This window comes from Paracoccus shandongensis (assembly GCF_017315735.1).
Lineage (GTDB): Bacteria > Pseudomonadota > Alphaproteobacteria > Rhodobacterales > Rhodobacteraceae > Paracoccus > Paracoccus shandongensis.
The window spans coordinates 1-15831 of the sequence record NZ_JAFLRK010000009.1; the positions used below are offsets into that span (position 1 = coordinate 1).

18 protein-coding genes and 1 pseudogene are annotated in these 15831 nt (G+C 67.2%); 12 read left to right on the forward strand and 7 right to left on the reverse strand.

The features are described 5' to 3' along the window. The 5 genes and pseudogenes from JX613_RS08210 to JX613_RS08230 all read right to left on the reverse strand — a co-directional run. Nucleotides 1-559: pseudogene (locus JX613_RS08210) on the reverse strand (efflux RND transporter periplasmic adaptor subunit); the annotation flags it as partial. 78 nt (nucleotides 560-637) lie between these two features. Beyond that, on the reverse strand, nucleotides 638-1408 hold the full coding sequence (locus tag JX613_RS08215) for a division plane positioning ATPase MipZ (RefSeq protein ID WP_207100981.1): 771 nt from the start codon (nucleotides 1406-1408) through the stop codon (nucleotides 638-640). A 78-nt stretch (nucleotides 1409-1486) separates the two neighbouring features. Next, a complete protein-coding gene (locus JX613_RS08220; protein ID WP_207101074.1) occupies nucleotides 1487-2371 on the reverse strand; it encodes a DMT family transporter in 885 nt (294 codons plus the stop codon). A 32-nt stretch (nucleotides 2372-2403) separates the two neighbouring features. Beyond that, entirely contained in the window at nucleotides 2404-2973 is a 570-nt protein-coding gene (locus JX613_RS08225) for a peroxidase-related enzyme (protein ID WP_207100982.1), read from the reverse strand. A 55-nt stretch (nucleotides 2974-3028) separates the two neighbouring features. Continuing rightward, nucleotides 3029-3874, reverse strand: a complete 846-nt coding sequence (locus tag JX613_RS08230; RefSeq protein WP_207100983.1) for a LysR family transcriptional regulator — start codon at nucleotides 3872-3874, stop codon at nucleotides 3029-3031. A gap of 99 nt (nucleotides 3875-3973) precedes the next feature. Here JX613_RS08230 and JX613_RS08235 point away from each other — a divergent pair, with 99 nt between their 5' ends. The 10 genes from JX613_RS08235 to JX613_RS08280 all read left to right on the forward strand — a co-directional run bounded on the left by JX613_RS08235 (nucleotide 3974) and on the right by JX613_RS08280 (nucleotide 10445). Further along, complete coding sequence (locus tag JX613_RS08235) at nucleotides 3974-4561, forward strand: FMN-dependent NADH-azoreductase (protein WP_207100984.1); 588 nt, start codon at nucleotides 3974-3976, stop codon at nucleotides 4559-4561. A 181-nt stretch (nucleotides 4562-4742) separates the two neighbouring features. Further along, on the forward strand, nucleotides 4743-6239 hold the full coding sequence (gene ffh, locus JX613_RS08240; protein WP_207100985.1) for a signal recognition particle protein: 1497 nt from the start codon (nucleotides 4743-4745) through the stop codon (nucleotides 6237-6239). Nucleotides 6240-6247: 8 nt separating this feature from the next. Continuing rightward, nucleotides 6248-6544 carry a chorismate mutase gene (locus JX613_RS08245; protein ID WP_419538827.1) on the forward strand — a complete coding sequence of 99 codons (297 nt, stop codon included), beginning with the start codon at nucleotides 6248-6250 and terminating at the stop codon, nucleotides 6542-6544. A gap of 44 nt (nucleotides 6545-6588) precedes the next feature. Beyond that, a complete protein-coding gene (rpsP, locus tag JX613_RS08250) occupies nucleotides 6589-6945 on the forward strand; it encodes a 30S ribosomal protein S16 (RefSeq protein ID WP_207100987.1) in 357 nt (118 codons plus the stop codon). Between the two features lie 47 nt (nucleotides 6946-6992). Then, nucleotides 6993-7493: a ribosome maturation factor RimM gene (rimM, locus tag JX613_RS08255; protein WP_207100988.1), complete on the forward strand. Its 501-nt coding sequence runs from the start codon at nucleotides 6993-6995 to the stop codon at nucleotides 7491-7493. Nucleotides 7494-7540: 47 nt separating this feature from the next. Continuing rightward, a complete protein-coding gene (locus JX613_RS08260) occupies nucleotides 7541-8299 on the forward strand; it encodes a hypothetical protein (RefSeq protein ID WP_207100989.1) in 759 nt (252 codons plus the stop codon). Next, entirely contained in the window at nucleotides 8296-9156 is an 861-nt protein-coding gene (gene trmD / locus JX613_RS08265) for a tRNA (guanosine(37)-N1)-methyltransferase TrmD (RefSeq protein WP_207100990.1), read from the forward strand. Before JX613_RS08260 ends, trmD begins: the two co-directional genes overlap by 4 nt. Further along, nucleotides 9153-9536: a 50S ribosomal protein L19 gene (gene rplS / locus JX613_RS08270; RefSeq protein WP_207100991.1), complete on the forward strand. Its 384-nt coding sequence runs from the start codon at nucleotides 9153-9155 to the stop codon at nucleotides 9534-9536. The genes trmD and rplS overlap by 4 nt, the downstream gene beginning before the upstream one ends. An 11-nt stretch (nucleotides 9537-9547) precedes the next feature. Further along, entirely contained in the window at nucleotides 9548-9769 is a 222-nt protein-coding gene (gene rpmE / locus JX613_RS08275; protein ID WP_207100992.1) for a 50S ribosomal protein L31, read from the forward strand. A 163-nt stretch (nucleotides 9770-9932) separates the two neighbouring features. Then, the gene (locus JX613_RS08280) at nucleotides 9933-10445 is read left to right on the forward strand and encodes a fasciclin domain-containing protein (protein WP_207100993.1); all 513 of its coding nucleotides are present in this window, start codon (nucleotides 9933-9935) and stop codon (nucleotides 10443-10445) included. 52 nt (nucleotides 10446-10497) lie between these two features. Here the strand turns inward: JX613_RS08280 and JX613_RS08285 are convergent, their stop codons facing one another. After that, complete coding sequence (locus JX613_RS08285; RefSeq protein WP_207100994.1) at nucleotides 10498-12456, reverse strand: methylmalonyl-CoA mutase family protein; 1959 nt, start codon at nucleotides 12454-12456, stop codon at nucleotides 10498-10500. A 209-nt stretch (nucleotides 12457-12665) separates the two neighbouring features. Between JX613_RS08285 and ccrA the strand changes: the two genes are divergently transcribed. Beyond that, on the forward strand, nucleotides 12666-13955 hold the full coding sequence (gene ccrA / locus JX613_RS08290; RefSeq protein WP_207100995.1) for a crotonyl-CoA carboxylase/reductase: 1290 nt from the start codon (nucleotides 12666-12668) through the stop codon (nucleotides 13953-13955). 15 nt (nucleotides 13956-13970) lie between these two features. Here ccrA and JX613_RS08295 read toward each other — a convergent pair whose 3' ends face one another. Further along, the gene (locus tag JX613_RS08295; protein ID WP_207100996.1) at nucleotides 13971-14177 is read right to left on the reverse strand and encodes a hypothetical protein; all 207 of its coding nucleotides are present in this window, start codon (nucleotides 14175-14177) and stop codon (nucleotides 13971-13973) included. A gap of 88 nt (nucleotides 14178-14265) precedes the next feature. Between JX613_RS08295 and JX613_RS08300 the strand changes: the two genes are divergently transcribed. Continuing rightward, on the forward strand, nucleotides 14266-15792 hold the full coding sequence (locus tag JX613_RS08300; RefSeq protein WP_207101075.1) for an ATP-dependent DNA helicase: 1527 nt from the start codon (nucleotides 14266-14268) through the stop codon (nucleotides 15790-15792). Nucleotides 15793-15831 lie beyond the last annotated feature (39 nt).

Here is a 15831-nt window from a genome sequence, read left to right on the forward strand (position 1 = left end):
CCTCGGCCTGGGCCAGGGCGGCGCGGGCCACGGCCAGCCCGTCGGCGGCGGATGCGGCCTGCGCGCGGGCATTCGCCTCGGCCGCGACGGCATCGTCCAGCGCGGATTGCGACGCTGTGCCCGCCTCGCGCAGCCGCTGCACGCGCTGCAGGGTCGTCCGCGCCTGCGTCAGCGACGCCTGGGCGCTGTCGATGGTGCTTTGCGCCTGGCCCACGCCCGCCTCGGCCCGCAAATATTCCGCGCGGGCCTGTTCCAGCAGCGCGGACAGCGTTTCCGTGGACAGCCGGGCCAGCACCTGGCCCTTGGCCACACTGTCGCCCGCCTCGGCCAGGATCTCGGTGATCTCATAGCCCGAGACCTGGGGAAAAACCTGCACCTCGGACCGGGCGACGATGGTGCCGGAGACGGGGACGCGGGCCTGGACCTCGGCCCGGACGGCGGGTTCCACGGTGACGGAGGGGGCGACCCGGGCAGGCGCTTCCGAGGCGGTGGCGGGTTCGTTGGCCCCGGCGGCCAGCGGCAAGGCCAGTGCGGCAACAAGAACGGACAGAAAGCGCATGAAACGGGCCTGCCATGATGACTTGGACAGCAACATAGGTGCTGAACCCTGCGGCAACAACGCGCGCGTGGGCCTTGCCTAGAAGTTGACCGAAACGCCCGGCAGGTTCAGTTCGGCCACTAGGTCGCGCAGTTCCTGACGCGCGGCGATGTTGGACATGGACAGCTGTTCGGTGCCGATGTCCTTCAGGTCCAGCAGGGTCAGCCCGCGCGGGAACAGTTCGCGGAAGATCACGCGTTCGGAAAAGCCCGGCGCCACGCGGAAACCGATGCGTTTCGACAGCGTTTCCAGCGCGCCGCCGACCTTGCGCTTGTTGTGCATGGCCTGCGTGCCCAGGCGGTTGCGCAGGACCAGCCAGTCGATCGGCCCCGCCCCCGCCTGCGCGCGCATCTGCCGCGCGGACCAGACCATTTCGGCATAGATGGACGGGCCGAGGATCCTGCCCTCGGGCGAAAGGCGGGCCAGCAGGTCGAAATCGACGAAGCTGTCGTTCATCGGCGTGACCAGCGTGTCGGCCAGCGTATGCGCCATCTGGGAAAGCCGGGTATGCGAACCGGGACAGTCCAGCAGGATGAAGTCGCACTCGGCTTCCAGCGCGGTCAGCGCGGGCGTCAGGGGATCGCCGCCCTCGCCCAGGGTGCCGATCACGGGCATGGGCAGGTCCAGCCCCTCTCGCGCGGCGAAATGGGCGCGGTTTTCCAGGTACCGGCCAAAGCTGCGCTGGCGCACGTCCAGATCCAGCCCGCCCACGCGATGACCCATGCGGACCAGGGCGGTCGCCACATGCATCGAGGTGGTGGATTTCCCCGATCCCCCCTTTTCGTTGCCCACAACGATGATATGCGCCACGAAGCCGCCCCTTGCCGTCCCTTGTCCGGGGCGAAGCCTAAAGGGGCCCCGGGGCGAAGAAAAGCGCCGCCGCGCGGGTCAGGTCGTGCGGACGGGGCCGCGCGCCGGTTCGTCCGATTTCAGCAACAGCGCCAGCGCCCCCAGCGTGGCCAGGATGCCGGGCAGAATCACGATACCGGGCAGCCCCTTGCCCAAAGCAGCTTCCAGCCCGATCACCCAGAGCGGCGTCAGATAGGTATAGGCCATCACCTTGGCCGAAGGCAGGCGCAGCGCCGCATATTGCACCAGCATGGTGGTGATGGCGCTGGCAAAGACCGCGACATAGAAGATGGTGATCCAGACGATGGCGGGCAGTTGCCCCCAGGCCGTCGCGGTCAGCGCGCCCCATCCCCAGATGGCCGTCAGCATCCCGCCCGCGACCAGCGTCCCGAGGGAGGAGATCAGTGGCCCCTCGCCCCGGTTCAGCCTGCGGACCAGTGGCGTGTAAAGGGCGTGCAGCGCGCAGCCGACGACATAGATCGCCTCGCCCCGCCCGATCTCCAGCCGCATCAGGGCGGCGGGATCGCCGCGAAAGATCACCCACAGCGCCCCCGCCCCGCCCAGGGCCAGCGCCGCCGCCAGATGCCCGGTCATCCGCTGGCGCAGCAGAAGCCAGCCGAACCCCGCCGCCATGACCGGCGTCAGGGTGAAGACCGCGCTGGCGGCGACGGCGGGGGCGGTCTTCAGCCCCTCGAACATCAGCACGAAATAGCCCGCGAAGGCTCCGCCCAGCAGCAGATACCGCCACGGCGCCTCCAGCAACCCGCGCGGCCTGCCCCGGCCGGGCACAAGGACAGCGATCCCGGCCAGGACGCCCGCCGCGATAAGGAAGCGCGCCACCGTGATCGCCGCCGGGTCGATCAGGTTCGCGGCCCGCACCCCCAGCGAGAACGACCCCGCGACCAGGGCCGAGAACAGCAGCATGGCCGCATGGCCACGCAGGGCATCCGCCCGCGTCACGCGCGGCCCAGCATGTAGAATTCGTCATTGGCGCGGAAATCGCCCGCATTGGCCATGCGGTTCGACATGCCGAAAAAGGCCGCGATGGCGCCGATGTCCCAGATCTCGTCGGCGTCAAAGCCTGCATCGCGCAGTGCCTGATGGTCGGCGTCTCCGATCTGATGGGCCGCGACCGTCACCTTTTCGGCATAGGCCAGCATGGCGCGCTGCCGATCCGTCAGATCCGCCTTGCGCCAGTTGATCGCCACCTGGTCAGCGATCAGCGGATCCCTGGCGCGGATGCGCAGGATCGCGCCATGGGCCACCACGCAATACTGGCAGTTGTTGATGCCGCTGACGGCCACCACGATCATCTCGCGTTCCGCCTTGGTCAGGCCGCTGTCCTTGTCCATCAGCGCCGCGTGATAGGCGAAGAAGGCGCGGAATTCGTCGGGCCGGTGGGCCAGCGCCAGAAAGACGTTGGGCACGAAGCCCGATTTTTCCGCCACCTTGGCGATGGCGTCCTGCATGTCCTGCGGCAGGCTGGCAAGATCGGGCACGGCGAAGCGGCTGATGGGATGGGTCATGGCGGGTTCCTCCTTGCGGCGCACCTTGGCGGATGGCTTGCAGACTGTGAAGGGGTCACTCGCCCCGCAGGGCTGCGACCGCCGCCTGCACCTTGGGCGAACGGTGCAGGTCCACATGCGTGACCAGCCACAGCCGCGATTCCCATTCGGGCAGGGCCATGACCTCGACCAGCCCCTCGGCGCGCGAGGGCGACAGCGGCCCGATGGCAAGGCCCGCGCGGATCACCGCCTCGCGCGCGGATTCGTCGCTGGCGGTCAGCACGATCTGGCCCGGGTCGATCCTGCCCTGCAGCCAGCGCATCAGCGGCGCGTTGCGCGCCTGCGGACCCATGAGCGCCAGGGAATGCCCCGCGATGTCCGTCACCGCGCCATGCGCGGCGATGTATTCGGGCGCGGCATAGACGGGGTGGCGCATCGTGCCCATCGAGCGGACGACATAATCGGGCTCGGTCGGCTGGCTGCCCGCGCGGATCGCCACATGCGCCTCTCCGGCGTCCAGGCGGAACAGGCGCGTGTCGGTGACATAGTTCAGCCGCAGCCCCGGATGCTGCCGCATCAGCCGGATCAGCCGGGGCATGACCACGTCCGCCAGTTCGGGCAAGGACGTGACAACCAGTTCCCCCTCGATCCGGTCGCCGCCCCCCGCGATCCGGGCCGCCAGCTGGGCGAATCGCTCGTCGGCCTCGCCCGCGACCTTCAGCATGGCCTGCCCGGCTTCCGTCAGGGCATAGCCGCGCGGATGGCGCTGGAACAGCTTGACGCCAAGCTGCGCCTCCAGCCCGTCGATGCGGCGGATCACGGTGGCGTGGTGGACGCCCAGGGTATCGGCCGCCGCGCTGACGGTGCCGTGGCGCGCCACGGCCAGCGCGATGCGAAGATCATCCCAACTGTCAAAATTCATGTGCATCCCCGCACAGATGATGCGCGTTTATCGCCATTCCGTTCGCCGGGGCCTAGCCCTAAATCACCCTCAACGCACCGACTTGAACGGACCAGACCCATGAACATCCTGCACATCGACAGCGCCATCACCGGCGAGGCCTCGGTTTCGCGCAAGCTGACCGCCGACATCGTGGCGAAACTGACCGCCGCGAATCCCGAGGCGACCGTGACCTATCGCGACCTGAACGAAGGCGTGCCCCCCATCGATACCGACTGGTTCAAGGCCATCCGCCTGGCGCCCGAAAACCCGACCGCCGACCAGCAGCGCCTGATCGCCACCTCGGACGCCTACCTGGCCGAGGTTCAGGCCGCTGACGTGCTGGTGATCGGGCTGCCGATCTATAACTTCACGCTGACCGCGCAGTTGAAGAACTGGCTGGACCAGATCGCGCGCGCCGGAAAATCCTTCCGCTATACCGCCGAGGGCCCGGAAGGGCTGCTGAAGGGCAAGCGCGCCCTTATCGCCTATAGCGCGGCGGGCACGCCGATCGGGTCGGATGTGGACTTCGCATCCGCCTATCTGCGCCACATGCTGGGCTTCATGGGCATCACCGACGTGGACTTCGTGGCCGCCGACCGGCTGGCCATGGACCGCGAAGCAGGGCTGGCCCGCGCGCAGGACGCGCTGGACAAGCTGGCTGCCTGAAACGACGCGCGATGTAACGAGTGTCACGGCCCGCGTTGACTCGCGGGCCGTTTTTTCGTATCAGCCTCTGGATTCCCGGAAGGACTGTCCCTTCCGGTCCCCGTCTGTCGCGGGGATCGCCCCCCGTCAGCGCGTCGCGCCCACGGGGGCTGCACTGTTTTGGACCGAAGGAGGCCCGGCGATGTTCGAGAACCTTTCCGACCGTTTGGGCGGCGTCTTCGACCGGCTGACCAAGCAGGGCGCCCTGACCGAGGATGACGTGACCGCCGCCATGCGCGAGGTCCGCGTGGCCCTGCTGGAAGCCGACGTGTCCCTGCCGGTGGCGCGCAACTTCGTGAAGGCCGTCACGTCCAAGGCCACCGGATCGGCCGTCACCAAGTCGATCACGCCGGGCCAGCAGGTCGTCAAGATCGTCCATGACGAGCTGATCAAGGTCTTGCAGGGCGAGGACGCGCCCGACGCCCTGCGCATCGACAACCCGCCCGCGCCGATCCTGATGGTCGGGTTGCAGGGCTCGGGCAAGACCACCACCACCGCGAAACTCGCCCTGCGCCTGAAAGAACGCGAGAAGAAGCGCGTGCTGATGGCCAGCCTTGACACCAACCGCCCCGCCGCGATGGAGCAGCTGGCGATCCTGGGAAGCCAGATCGGCGTCGATACCCTGCCCATCGTGCCGGGCCAGACCGCCCCGCAGATCGCGCAGCGTGCGAAACAGCAGGCCGCGCTTGGCGGCTATGACGTGGTGATGCTGGACACCGCCGGCCGCCTGCACATCGACCAGGCGCTGATGGACGAGGTCCAGGCCGTCCGCGACATCGCGCAGCCGCGCGAAACCCTGCTGGTGGTCGATGGCCTGACCGGCCAGGACGCCGTGAACGTCGCGACCGAGTTCGACGCGAAGGTCGGCGTATCCGGCGTGGTGCTGACCCGGATGGACGGCGACGGTCGCGGCGGCGCGGCGCTGTCGATGCGCGCGATCACCGGCAAGCCGATCCGCTTCGTGGGTCTTGGCGAAAAGATGGACGCGCTGGAAACCTTTGACGCGCAGCGCGTCGCGGGCCGGATCCTGGGCATGGGCGACATCGTGGCCCTGGTCGAGAAGGCCCAGCAGGTGCTGGAGGTCGAGCAGGCCGAGCGCATGATGAAGCGGTTCCAGAAGGGGCTGTTCAACATGAACGACCTCAAGGGCCAGCTTGAACAGATGCAGAAGATGGGCGGGATGCAGTCCATCATGGGCATGATGCCCGGCATGGCCAAGATGGCCAAGCAGGCCGAGGCCGCCGGCATGGACGACCGCGCCATCGCCCGGCAGATCGCGCTGATCAATTCCATGACGAAAAAGGAACGCGCCAATCCCGACATGCTGCAGGCCAGCCGCAAGAAACGGATCGCGGCGGGCGCGGGCATGGACGTGTCGGACCTGAACAAGCTTCTGAAGATGCAGAAGCAGATGGCCGACACGATGAAGAAGCTGGGCAAGATGGGCAAGGGCGGGATGCTGAAGCAGGCCATGCGCGCCATGACCGGCAAGGGCGGCGGGCTGCCCGACCTGGAAAACTTCGACCCCGCCAAGATGGCCGAGGCGCAGAAGATGCTGCAGGATCCGCGCGGCCTGGGCGGCCAACTGGGCAAGGCCGGGCTGCCCGGCGGCTTGTCGGGCCTGTTCGGGAAGAAATGATGGACGCCGTGACCGATCCCACCGCCCGCGCCGCCGCGCTTCTGCGCGACCACCGCGCCAGCATCGACCGGCTGGACGCGATCCTGGTCTATACGCTGGCCGAACGCTTCAAGCACACCCAATCCGTCGGCCGCCTTAAGGCCGAACACGATCTTCCGCCGTCCGATCCCGCGCGTGAAGCGCAGCAGATCGAGCGGCTGGAACGCCTCGCGCGCGAGGCCGACCTCGACCCGGAATTCGCGCGCAAATTCCTGAACTTCGTGATCGCCGAAGTGATCCGGCACCACGAAACCTTTCAATCCTGACGGCGGGATTCCCGCCAAACCCGCCATTACGAAGGAGAAACCCAATGGCAACGAAAATCCGTCTGGCCCGTGGCGGCAGCAAGAAGCGCCCGCATTACGCCATCGTCGTGTCCGATTCGCGGATGCCGCGCGACGGCCGCTTCCTGGAAAAGCTGGGCACCTACAACCCGCTGCTGGCCAAGGACAGCGAAGACCGCATCAAGCTGGATCTGGACCGTGCCAAGCATTGGCTGGACCAGGGCGCGCAGCCGACCGACCGCGTGGCCCGCTTCCTGGAAGCCGCTGGCGTCCGTGAAAAGGCCACCCGCGCCAACATGAAGAAGGCCGAGCCGGGCAAGAAAGCGACCGCCCGCGCCGCCGAAAAGGCCGCGAAAGCCGCCGCCCCGGCCGAAGCCGAGTGATCCGATCGGGCGGGGGCAACCCCGCCCTTTTCCGTCAAGGGAACCGCATGTCACAAGACCGCATCTGCGTGGGCGCGATCGCCGGGGCCTTCGGGGTCGGGGGCGAGGTGCGGCTGAAAAGCTTCTGCGCCGAACCGGCCGACATCGCCAGATACACCCCCCTGACGACCGAGGACGGCAAGCGCAGTTTCACCGTGAAACTGACCCGCCCTGTCACCGGCGGCCTTGGCGCGCGCCTGTCGGGCGTGGCCACGCGCGAGGATGCCGAGGCCTTGAAGGGCGTCACCCTCTGGGCGCCGCGCACCGCCCTGCCCTCGCTGCCCGACGATGAATTCTATCACGCCGACCTGATCGGGCTGGAGGTCGTCGATACCGGCGGCGCGGTCCTGGGCCGGGTCCGCGCGATCTTCGACCATGGCGCGGGCGACATCCTGGAGGTCGTGGGCGGCAAGGACGTGCTGCTGCTGCCCTTCACGCGCGCCGTGGTGCCGACCGTGGACCTGACCGCGCGCCGCATCGTGGCCGATCCCCCGGCCTCTGACGAATGAGGCGGGCGCTGCTGCATCTTGGGTTCCACAAGACCGGAACCACCAGCATGCAGGGTTTCCTGCGCCGCAACCATGGGGTGCTGCGCCGTCATGCGGCGATCCTGCTGCCGCAGCAGACCTCCGAACTGGCGCGTTGGGTTTGGCACCTGCACATGCTGGACGATGACAAGGTCAAGCAGGGGATTGCGGAAGACATCGCCGGGCTGCTGGCCGGTCTGGACCTGTCCGGCCGCGATCTGATCGTCAGCAACGAAAACCTGCTGGGTCGAATGCCGCAGGCCGACGGCCGCGACCCTTATCCCCATGCCCCGGCGCTGCTGCATCTGTGGTGCGAGGCGCTGCGCGCCCTGCCGCAGCCGCTGCGGCCGACGCTGCTGCTGACGACACGCGGCACGCAGGATTGGGCCGTCAGCATCCACGCCCACCTGGCCCGCAAGCCGTCCGCCGTCCGCCTTGCCGAGGACCGCGACAGCTTTGTCGCCCGGCTGGCCGCGCACGGGACCGACACCACGCTGACCACGCTGGCCCGCGCCCTGCCCGATCTGGACATCCGCCTGCACGACATGGCCGATCTGGCGACCGCCCCCCATGGCCTTGCGCAGCCTTTCATGACCTTCCTGCCGCTGTCGGCAGCCGAACAGGCGTCGTTGCAGCCGGTTGGTCATGAAAACCGCGCCCCTGCGCCCGAGGTGACCGACCGGCTGGTCGCGCTGAACCGCAGCGACCTGGGTGATAAGGCGCTTGCGGACGCCAAGCGCGCCTTGCTGCGAGAGGCATCCTTGGCAGACAGAGAGTGCGCGCGATGAAATCCCACGGCCGCCTGTCCGTCACCCCCAGCCTGCGCCCGCGCGAACTGATGGCGGAACCGCAGGTGCAGGGCGCCTGGACCGCCAGCATCGTCACCCTGTTCCCCGAGGCCTTTCCCGGCATCCTGGGCCTGTCGCTGACCGGCAAGGCCCTGGCGCAGGGCTTGTGGAACCTGCGCACCATCCCCCTGCGCGACTTCGGCATCGGCCGCCACCGCAATGTCGATGACACGCCCGCAGGCGGGGGCGCGGGCATGGTGATCCGCGCCGACGTGATGGACGCCGCCCTGCGCGAGGCCCGCCAAGGCCCGCCCCGCCCGGTGATCTACATGTCCCCGCGCGGCGCGCCGCTGACGCAAGCGCGGGCGCGCGATCTGGCGCAGGGCAATGGCGTGACGCTTATCTGCGGTCGCTTCGAGGGGGTGGACCAGCGCGTCCTGGACGCCCATGATGTCGAGGAAATCAGCATCGGCGACTATGTCCTGACGGGCGGAGAGATCGCCGCTCAGGTCTTGATCGACGCGACGGTCCGCCTTATACCGCGCGTGCTGGGGAATCACGACTCTCTGGCCGAGGAATCCTTTTCCATCGGCAACAGGGGGCTGCTTGAGGCCCCCCAGTTCACGAAGCCCGCCCAATGGGAAGGCCGCGAGATACCCGAGGTTCTGCTGTCGGGCAATCACGCGGCCATTCAGCGTTGGCGGGCCGGTGAGGCCGAAAGGCTGACAAAGGAACGCCGCCCCGACCTGTGGCGGGCATACCAGGATGGTATGGACCCGGCAAAGGACCGACAGCTCTCGGGCGCATCAGACCAATCGCGGGGCTACCGCGAGCATGACAAGGAACCCAGGCGATGAACCTGATCGCAGAACTCGAAGCCGAGCAGATTGCCTCGCTCGGCAAGACCATCCCGGATTTCAAGGCCGGCGACACCGTGCGCGTCGGCTATAAGGTGACCGAAGGCACCCGCACCCGCGTGCAGATGTATGAAGGCGTCTGCATTTCCCGCAAGGGCGGCGCGACGCTGGCGGCCAGCTTCACCGTGCGCAAGATCAGCTTCGGCGAAGGCGTGGAACGCGTGTTCCCGCTTTATTCGACCAACATCGACTCGATCGAGGTCGTGCGCCGCGGCAAGGTCCGCCGCGCCAAGCTGTATTACCTGCGCGACCGTCGCGGCAAGTCGGCCCGGATCGTGGAAAAAACCAACTATCGTCCGCTGTCCGACGCGAAGGCATAAGGGGTCATCCGATGAAAAAAGACATCCATCCCGATTACCACACCATCGAGATCAAGATGACCGATGGCACCACCTACCAGACCCGCTCGACCTGGGGTTCGGAAGGCCAGACCATGACGCTGGACATCGACCCGACCGTGCATCCGGCCTGGACCGGCGGTTCGGCCAAGCTGATGGACACCGGCGGCCGTGTGTCGAAGTTCAAGTCGAAATACGCAGGCCTGGGCTTCTGATCGGCCCTGCCCTGGAAATGCGAAACGCCGCCCCTTCGGGCGGCGTTTTCACATCGGCGGCATCCCGCAAGCGGTCAGCATAAAGATCGTGTGATCCGTTGAACCGGCTGGCGCGCTTGTCACGTTACGGATTTCGCAAACGGTCCAACAAGGAGGAGAGCCGATGCGTTTGACGGGAATCACCACATTTGCCGCCGCTGCCGCCCTGATGGGTTCTGTGGCCCTGGCCCAGGACACGCCCGCGACGGTGGTCGATATCATCGTGAATTCCGACGATCATGCCACTCTTGAATCTGCCGTCGTCGCGGCGGGCATGGCCGAAACCCTGTCCGGCGAAGGGCCTTTCACGATCTTCGCCCCGACTGACGAGGCCTTTGCCGCCCTGCCCGAAGGCGCTCTCGACGCGGCCCTGGCCGAGGAAAGCAAGGATACCCTGAAGGCGATCCTGGGCTGTCATGCCCTGGCCTCCAAGGCGATGGCGGCCGACGTGATCGCCCTGGTCGAACAGGGCGGCGGCTCTGCCGAAGTGACCACGGTGGGCAACTGCCGCCTGACCCTGACAGTGGCCGACGGCACGGTCAGGATCAACGATGCGGTGACCGTCACGGCCGCCGATCTGGTTGCTGGCAACGGCGTCGTCCATGTGATCGACGGCGTTCTGATGCCGGCGATGTGATCGCATCCGTTTCCATCTCGGGAAAGGGGGCCATCTGGCCCCCTTGTTCATGTCATGCCGCCTCGACGCTGGGCTCGACCAGCGCCACGATGTCCATCATGATCGCGTTCAGCTGGAAATCCTTGGGCGTATAGACGCGGGCCACGCCCATGGCGCGCAGGCGGGCCGCGTCGTCGTCGGGGATGATGCCGCCCACGATCACGGGGACATGGGCCAGCCCCGCCGCGCGGATGCGGGCCATCACATCCTCGATCAGCGGCAGGTGGCTGCCCGACAGGATCGAGAGGCCCACGACATGGGCGTCTTCCTCGGCCGCGCGGGCCACGATCTGTTCTGGTGTCAGGCGGATCCCCTCATAGGTGATGTCCATGCCGCAGTCGCGGGCGCGGAAGGCGATCTGTTCGGCGCCGTTGGAATGGCCGTCCAGGCCCGGCTTGCCCACCACGAATTTCAGGCGGCGGCCCAGGCGGGCGCTGACGGCATCGACGGCCTCGCGGATCTCCTCCAGCCCCTCGGTGCGGTTGGACGGGCTGGCCGACACCCCGGTCGGGCCGCGATATTCGCCGTGGACCGCCCGCATCACCCCCGCCCATTCGCCGGTGGTGGCCCCTGCCTTGGCGGCGGCGATGGACCAGGGCATCACGTTTTCCCCCCGCCGCGCCGCATCGCGCAGGGCGCCAAGCGCAAGCTGCACCGCGCCTTCGTCGCGCGCCTGCCGCCACGCGCGAAGCCGCGCGATCTGGTCCTGTTCCACCGCCGGATCGACGACCATGATGCCGCCGTCCCCCGCCACCAGCGGCGAGGGCTCACCCTGTTGCCAGCGGTTCACGCCGACCACCACGGTTTCGTTCGTCTCGATCCGGTTCAGCCGCTCGGCATTCGATTCGACCAGCCGCCCCTTCATGTAGTCGATGGCGGCGATCGCCCCGCCCATCTGATCCAGCAGGCGCAATTCGTCGCGCGCGCCCCCCTTCAACTCCTCGACCTTGGCGGCGATGACCGGGTTGCCGTCGAACAGGTCGCCATATTCCAGCAGGTCGGTCTCATAGGCCAGGATCTGCTGCATCCGCAGCGACCATTGCTGGTCCCAGGGACGCGGCAGGCCAAGCGCCTCGTTCCAGGCGGGAAGCTGCACGGCGCGGGCCCGGGCGTTCTTCGACAGCGTGACCGCCAGCATCTCCAGCAGGATGCGATACACGTTGTTTTCGGGCTGCTGTTCGGTCAGTCCCAGGCTGTTGACCTGCACGCCATAGCGGAAGCGGCGGTATTTCTCGTCCGTGATGCCGTAACGGTCGCGCGTGATCTCGTCCCACAACTCGGTAAACGCCCGCATCTTGCACATCTCGGTGACAAAGCGGATGCCCGCGTTCACGAAGAAGCTGATGCGGCCGACCATTTCCGGGAAGCTTTCCGGTGGCACCTTGCCCTTCAGGTCGTCCAGCACGGCGATGGCGGTCGCCAGGGCATAGGCCAGTTCCTGCTGCGGCGTCGCCCCGGCTTCCTGCAGGTGATAGGAACAGACGTTCATCGGGTTCCACTTGGGCAGATGTTCCCGCGTATAGGCCGCCACGTCCGTGATCATCGCCAGGGACGGCTTCGGCGGGCAGATATAGGTGCCGCGCGACAGGTATTCCTTGATCAGGTCGTTCTGGACCGTGCCCTGCAAGGCCGCGATGTCCGCCCCCTGTTCCTCGGCCACGGCGATATAGAGCGATAGCAGCCACGGGGCGGTGGCATTGATCGTCATCGAGGTGTTCATCTGCTCCAGCGGGATTCCGTCGAACAGCGCGCGCATGTCACCCAGGTGGCAGATGGGCACGCCGACCTTGCCCACCTCGCCCCGCGCCAGGACGTGGTCGCTGTCGTATCCGGTCTGCGTGGGCAGGTCGAAGGCCACCGACAGGCCGGTCTGCCCCTTGGCCAGGTTGCCGCGATACAGGGCGTTCGATTTCTCGGCCGTCGAATGACCCGCATAGGTGCGGAACAGCCAGGGTTTGTCCTTGTCGGCCATGCGGCGCCTCGCAATAATCTTTCGGTCCCTTAAGCGATACCGAAACAAACATGCGCCGTCAATTCGCCGCGATGCGGCACAATTCTACGACGTTCGGACATTTTATTACTAAACAGCCATCACAGTTGTTGCAATCTTGCGCAATCATCCCTTACCTCTGGGGATCAGAACGCGGCGATTCTGCGCCGCAGCAGATGCAGGAGAAGATGATGGCCCTTGATTCCCCGACTCCAATCGCCCCCTATGACGCGCCCGTCAAAGACCTGTACGACATTGGCGAGATGCCGCCCCTGGGCCATGTGCCCGCCCGGATGCACGCCTGGGCGATTCGGCGCGAACGCCAGGGCGAACCCGACAAGGCCATGCAGCTTGAGGTCGTGGAGACGCCGTCCATCGACAGCAACGAGGTGCTGGTCCTGGTGATGGCGGCGGGCGTCAACTACAACGGCATCTGGGCGGGGCTTGGCGTGCCGATCAGCATGTTCGACGTTCACAAGCAGCCCTATCACATCGCCGGATCCGACGCCTCGGGGATCGTCTGGGCGGTGGGCGACAAGGTGAAACGCTGGAAGGTGGGCGACGAGGTCGTCATCCACTGCAACCAGGACGACGGCGACGACGAGGAATGCAACGGCGGCGACCCGATGTATTCGCCCACGCAGCGCATCTGGGGATACGAGACCCCGGACGGCAGCTTCGCCCAGTTCACCCGCGTCCAGTCCCAGCAGCTGATGCCGCGCCCCAAGCACCTGACATGGGAGGAATCGGCCTGCTATACCCTGACGCTGGCCACCGCCTACCGGATGCTGTTCGGGCACGAGCCGCACGAGCTGAAGCCCGGCATGAACGTGCTGGTCTGGGGCGCGTCCGGGGGCCTTGGATCCTATGCGATCCAGCTGATCAACGCGGCGGGCGGCAATGCCATCGGCGTCATTTCCGAAGAAGACAAGCGCGACTTCGTGATGGGCCTTGGCGCCAAGGGCGTCATCAACCGAAAGGAATTCAACTGCTGGGGCCAGTTGCCCACCGTGAACACGCCCGAATACAAGGCCTGGTTCAACGAGGTCCGCAAGTTCGGCAAGGCCATCTGGGACATCACCGGCAAGGGCAACAACGTCGACATCGTCTTTGAACACCCGGGCGAGGCGACCTTCCCCGTTTCCACCTTTGTCTGCAAGAAGGGCGGCATGGTGGTGATCTGCGCGGGCACCACGGGCTTCAACTGCACCTTCGACGTGCGTTACCTGTGGATGCACCAGAAGCGCATCCAGGGGTCGCATTTCGCGCATCTGAAGCAGGCGTCCGCGGCCAACAAGCTGATGCTGGAACGCCGCCTGGATCCCTGCATGTCCGAGGTCTTTCCCTGGGCCGAGATCCCGCAGGCCCATGTGAAGATGATGAAGAACCAGCACAAGCCCGGCAACATGGCCGTGCTGGTCCAGGCGCCGACCACCGGCCTGCGCACCTTCGAGGATGCGCTGGAAGCCCGGCGCGGCTGAACCGCCGGGAAGCGTTCAAATCTGCGTGTCGCCTGTCTTCGGCAGGCGGCATTTCCATTCGACGACATGGTCGTTCGGATGGGCGTTCACCCATCGGGCCAGTTCGTTCTGGCCCGACAACATGCAAGTGAACAATCCGTTCTGCTGTTCGAACAACAGGCTGTGCTCGGTGCAGCGTTGCGGATCGGAAATCAGGCAGGTGACGAAGAACAGCTCGATCATCGGCGTTCCTTTCGGCTGACCCCCCTACACGCACGAGTGGCGAAAAAGTTGCATGGGCAATCGCCGCGCCGCGCGCTAGATGAGGGCCATGACTGTCCCCGCCCCAATCCTGTCCCCCGACCAGGCCGATGCCTGGGATGCCCTGGCCGAGGCCTTCGGCGAAGCCGGCATCGACCTGATCGCCGAGGAGGTGCAGCCTCCGCAGCCTGGCAAGGGCCGCGTCCTGGCGGTGATCGGCAAGGCCGGGTCGGGCAAGACGCTGCTGCTCTCGCAGATCACCAAGGCCCTGCGCGGCGCGGGGGTCGAGGTCGTCAGCGGCGATTACGAAGGCCGCCGGCGCAAGGACCGGCGCAGCGTGGCGATCCTGGCGCCGACGAACAAGGCCGCTTTCGTGCTGCGGATGCGCGGCGTGCCCGCGACGACGATCCACCGGATCCTTTATACCCCCGTCTATGACCCCGAATACGAAAAGCTGGCCGAATGGCTGACCGGCAGCGGCGACAGGCCTGCGGTCGAAGGCATGACGGATGCAGCCCTGGACCGGGCCAAGCTGTTCTATGACCAGCACACGTCCATCCCCGGCGCGCTGGCCGCTGCGGGGCTGCGCGGGTCGGACTTCATCCGCGGCTGGAAACGGCGCGAGGATGCGCTGGACGTGGGGCTGATCGACGAGGCGTCCATGCTGGACGAAAAGCAGTTCGAGGATCTGCGCGAGATCTTCCCGATCCTGGTCCTGTTCGGCGATCCGGCGCAGCTTGCCCCCGTGGGCCAGTCGGGCGAGATGGTGTTCGAGAAGCTCGCCCCCTCGCAGCGCCTGATCCTGAACCGCATCCACCGCCAGGCCGACGACAGCCCGATCCTGGATCTGGCCCATGCGCTGTCCGATGACGCGCTGTCCTTTGACGGCTTCGAAAGCATGATCCGCGCCGCCGCCCGCCGCGACGACCGGGTGGTCTGGGCGGAACGGGTGGAAAGCGACCTGATGGCCCGCAGCCCGGTCCTGGTCTGGCGCAACGCCACGCGCATCCGGCTGATCCATGCCTTCCGCGCGGCCTATGGCGCGCCGGGCGACGCGCTGCTGCCGGGCGAGCCCTTGATCTGCGACGGGCTGGAACTGCCGCTGAAGCACCGCAAGAAGCGCATCGACCTGGAGGCGCGCGGGCTGATCAAAGGGGCGCAGGTGGTCTACCTCGGGCCAGGCCGCAAGCCCGGCTTTTCCCGCCTGCACGTGATCGGGGCCGAGGATCCGCGCCTGTCCGCCGCCAGCATCGTCAAGATCGAACTGCCCGACGAGGACGAGCCCTTCATCCCCTATGCCGCCCGCATGGGCGCGACCTTCCTGCACGGCGCGGCGGTGACGATCCACAAGTCGCAGGGGTCGCAATGGCCCGCGGTCCAGGTCTTCGGCCCCGACATCAGCGCCGCCGCCTGGTCGAACCGGACCGAGGCGGGCATCCCCTTGTGGAAGCGCCTGGCCTATGTCGCCATCACGCGCGCGCAGGAACGGCTGCTGTGGGTGACGAAGGCGCGGCTTGCGCGGCCGTCGGCGCCGTTGGGGACGGACGATCTGGACGCGCCGGTGGCCGACCTGGCCCTGGCGGGCGAGGAAGACTAGCGTCCCGCGAATGCCGGGGGCCAGCCCCCGGGCCCCCGG

Bases quoted from the DNA above. Each gene is read 5' to 3' on its own strand.
- JX613_RS08230 (WP_207100983.1), bottom strand. From the start codon at position 3,874: ATGAATTTTGACAGTTGGGATGATCTTCGCATCGCGCTGGCCGTGGCG.
- JX613_RS08225 (WP_207100982.1), bottom strand. From the start codon at position 2,973: ATGACCCATCCCATCAGCCGCTTCGCCGTGCCCGATCTTGCCAGCCTG.
- trmD (WP_207100990.1), top strand. From the start codon at position 8,296: ATGAAATCCCACGGCCGCCTGTCCGTCACCCCCAGCCTGCGCCCGCGC.
- JX613_RS08220 (WP_207101074.1), bottom strand. From the start codon at position 2,371: ATGCTGCTGTTCTCGGCCCTGGTCGCGGGGTCGTTCTCGCTGGGGGTG.
- JX613_RS08300 (WP_207101075.1), top strand. From the start codon at position 14,266: ATGACTGTCCCCGCCCCAATCCTGTCCCCCGACCAGGCCGATGCCTGG.
- rimM (WP_207100988.1), top strand. From the start codon at position 6,993: ATGTCACAAGACCGCATCTGCGTGGGCGCGATCGCCGGGGCCTTCGGG.
- rpmE (WP_207100992.1), top strand. From the start codon at position 9,548: ATGAAAAAAGACATCCATCCCGATTACCACACCATCGAGATCAAGATG.
- JX613_RS08235 (WP_207100984.1), top strand. From the start codon at position 3,974: ATGAACATCCTGCACATCGACAGCGCCATCACCGGCGAGGCCTCGGTT.
- JX613_RS08260 (WP_207100989.1), top strand. From the start codon at position 7,541: ATGCAGGGTTTCCTGCGCCGCAACCATGGGGTGCTGCGCCGTCATGCG.
- rplS (WP_207100991.1), top strand. From the start codon at position 9,153: ATGAACCTGATCGCAGAACTCGAAGCCGAGCAGATTGCCTCGCTCGGC.
- JX613_RS08285 (WP_207100994.1), bottom strand. From the start codon at position 12,456: ATGGCCGACAAGGACAAACCCTGGCTGTTCCGCACCTATGCGGGTCAT.
- ffh (WP_207100985.1), top strand. From the start codon at position 4,743: ATGTTCGAGAACCTTTCCGACCGTTTGGGCGGCGTCTTCGACCGGCTG.
- rpsP (WP_207100987.1), top strand. From the start codon at position 6,589: ATGGCAACGAAAATCCGTCTGGCCCGTGGCGGCAGCAAGAAGCGCCCG.
- JX613_RS08295 (WP_207100996.1), bottom strand. From the start codon at position 14,177: ATGATCGAGCTGTTCTTCGTCACCTGCCTGATTTCCGATCCGCAACGC.
- ccrA (WP_207100995.1), top strand. From the start codon at position 12,666: ATGGCCCTTGATTCCCCGACTCCAATCGCCCCCTATGACGCGCCCGTC.
- JX613_RS08280 (WP_207100993.1), top strand. From the start codon at position 9,933: ATGCGTTTGACGGGAATCACCACATTTGCCGCCGCTGCCGCCCTGATG.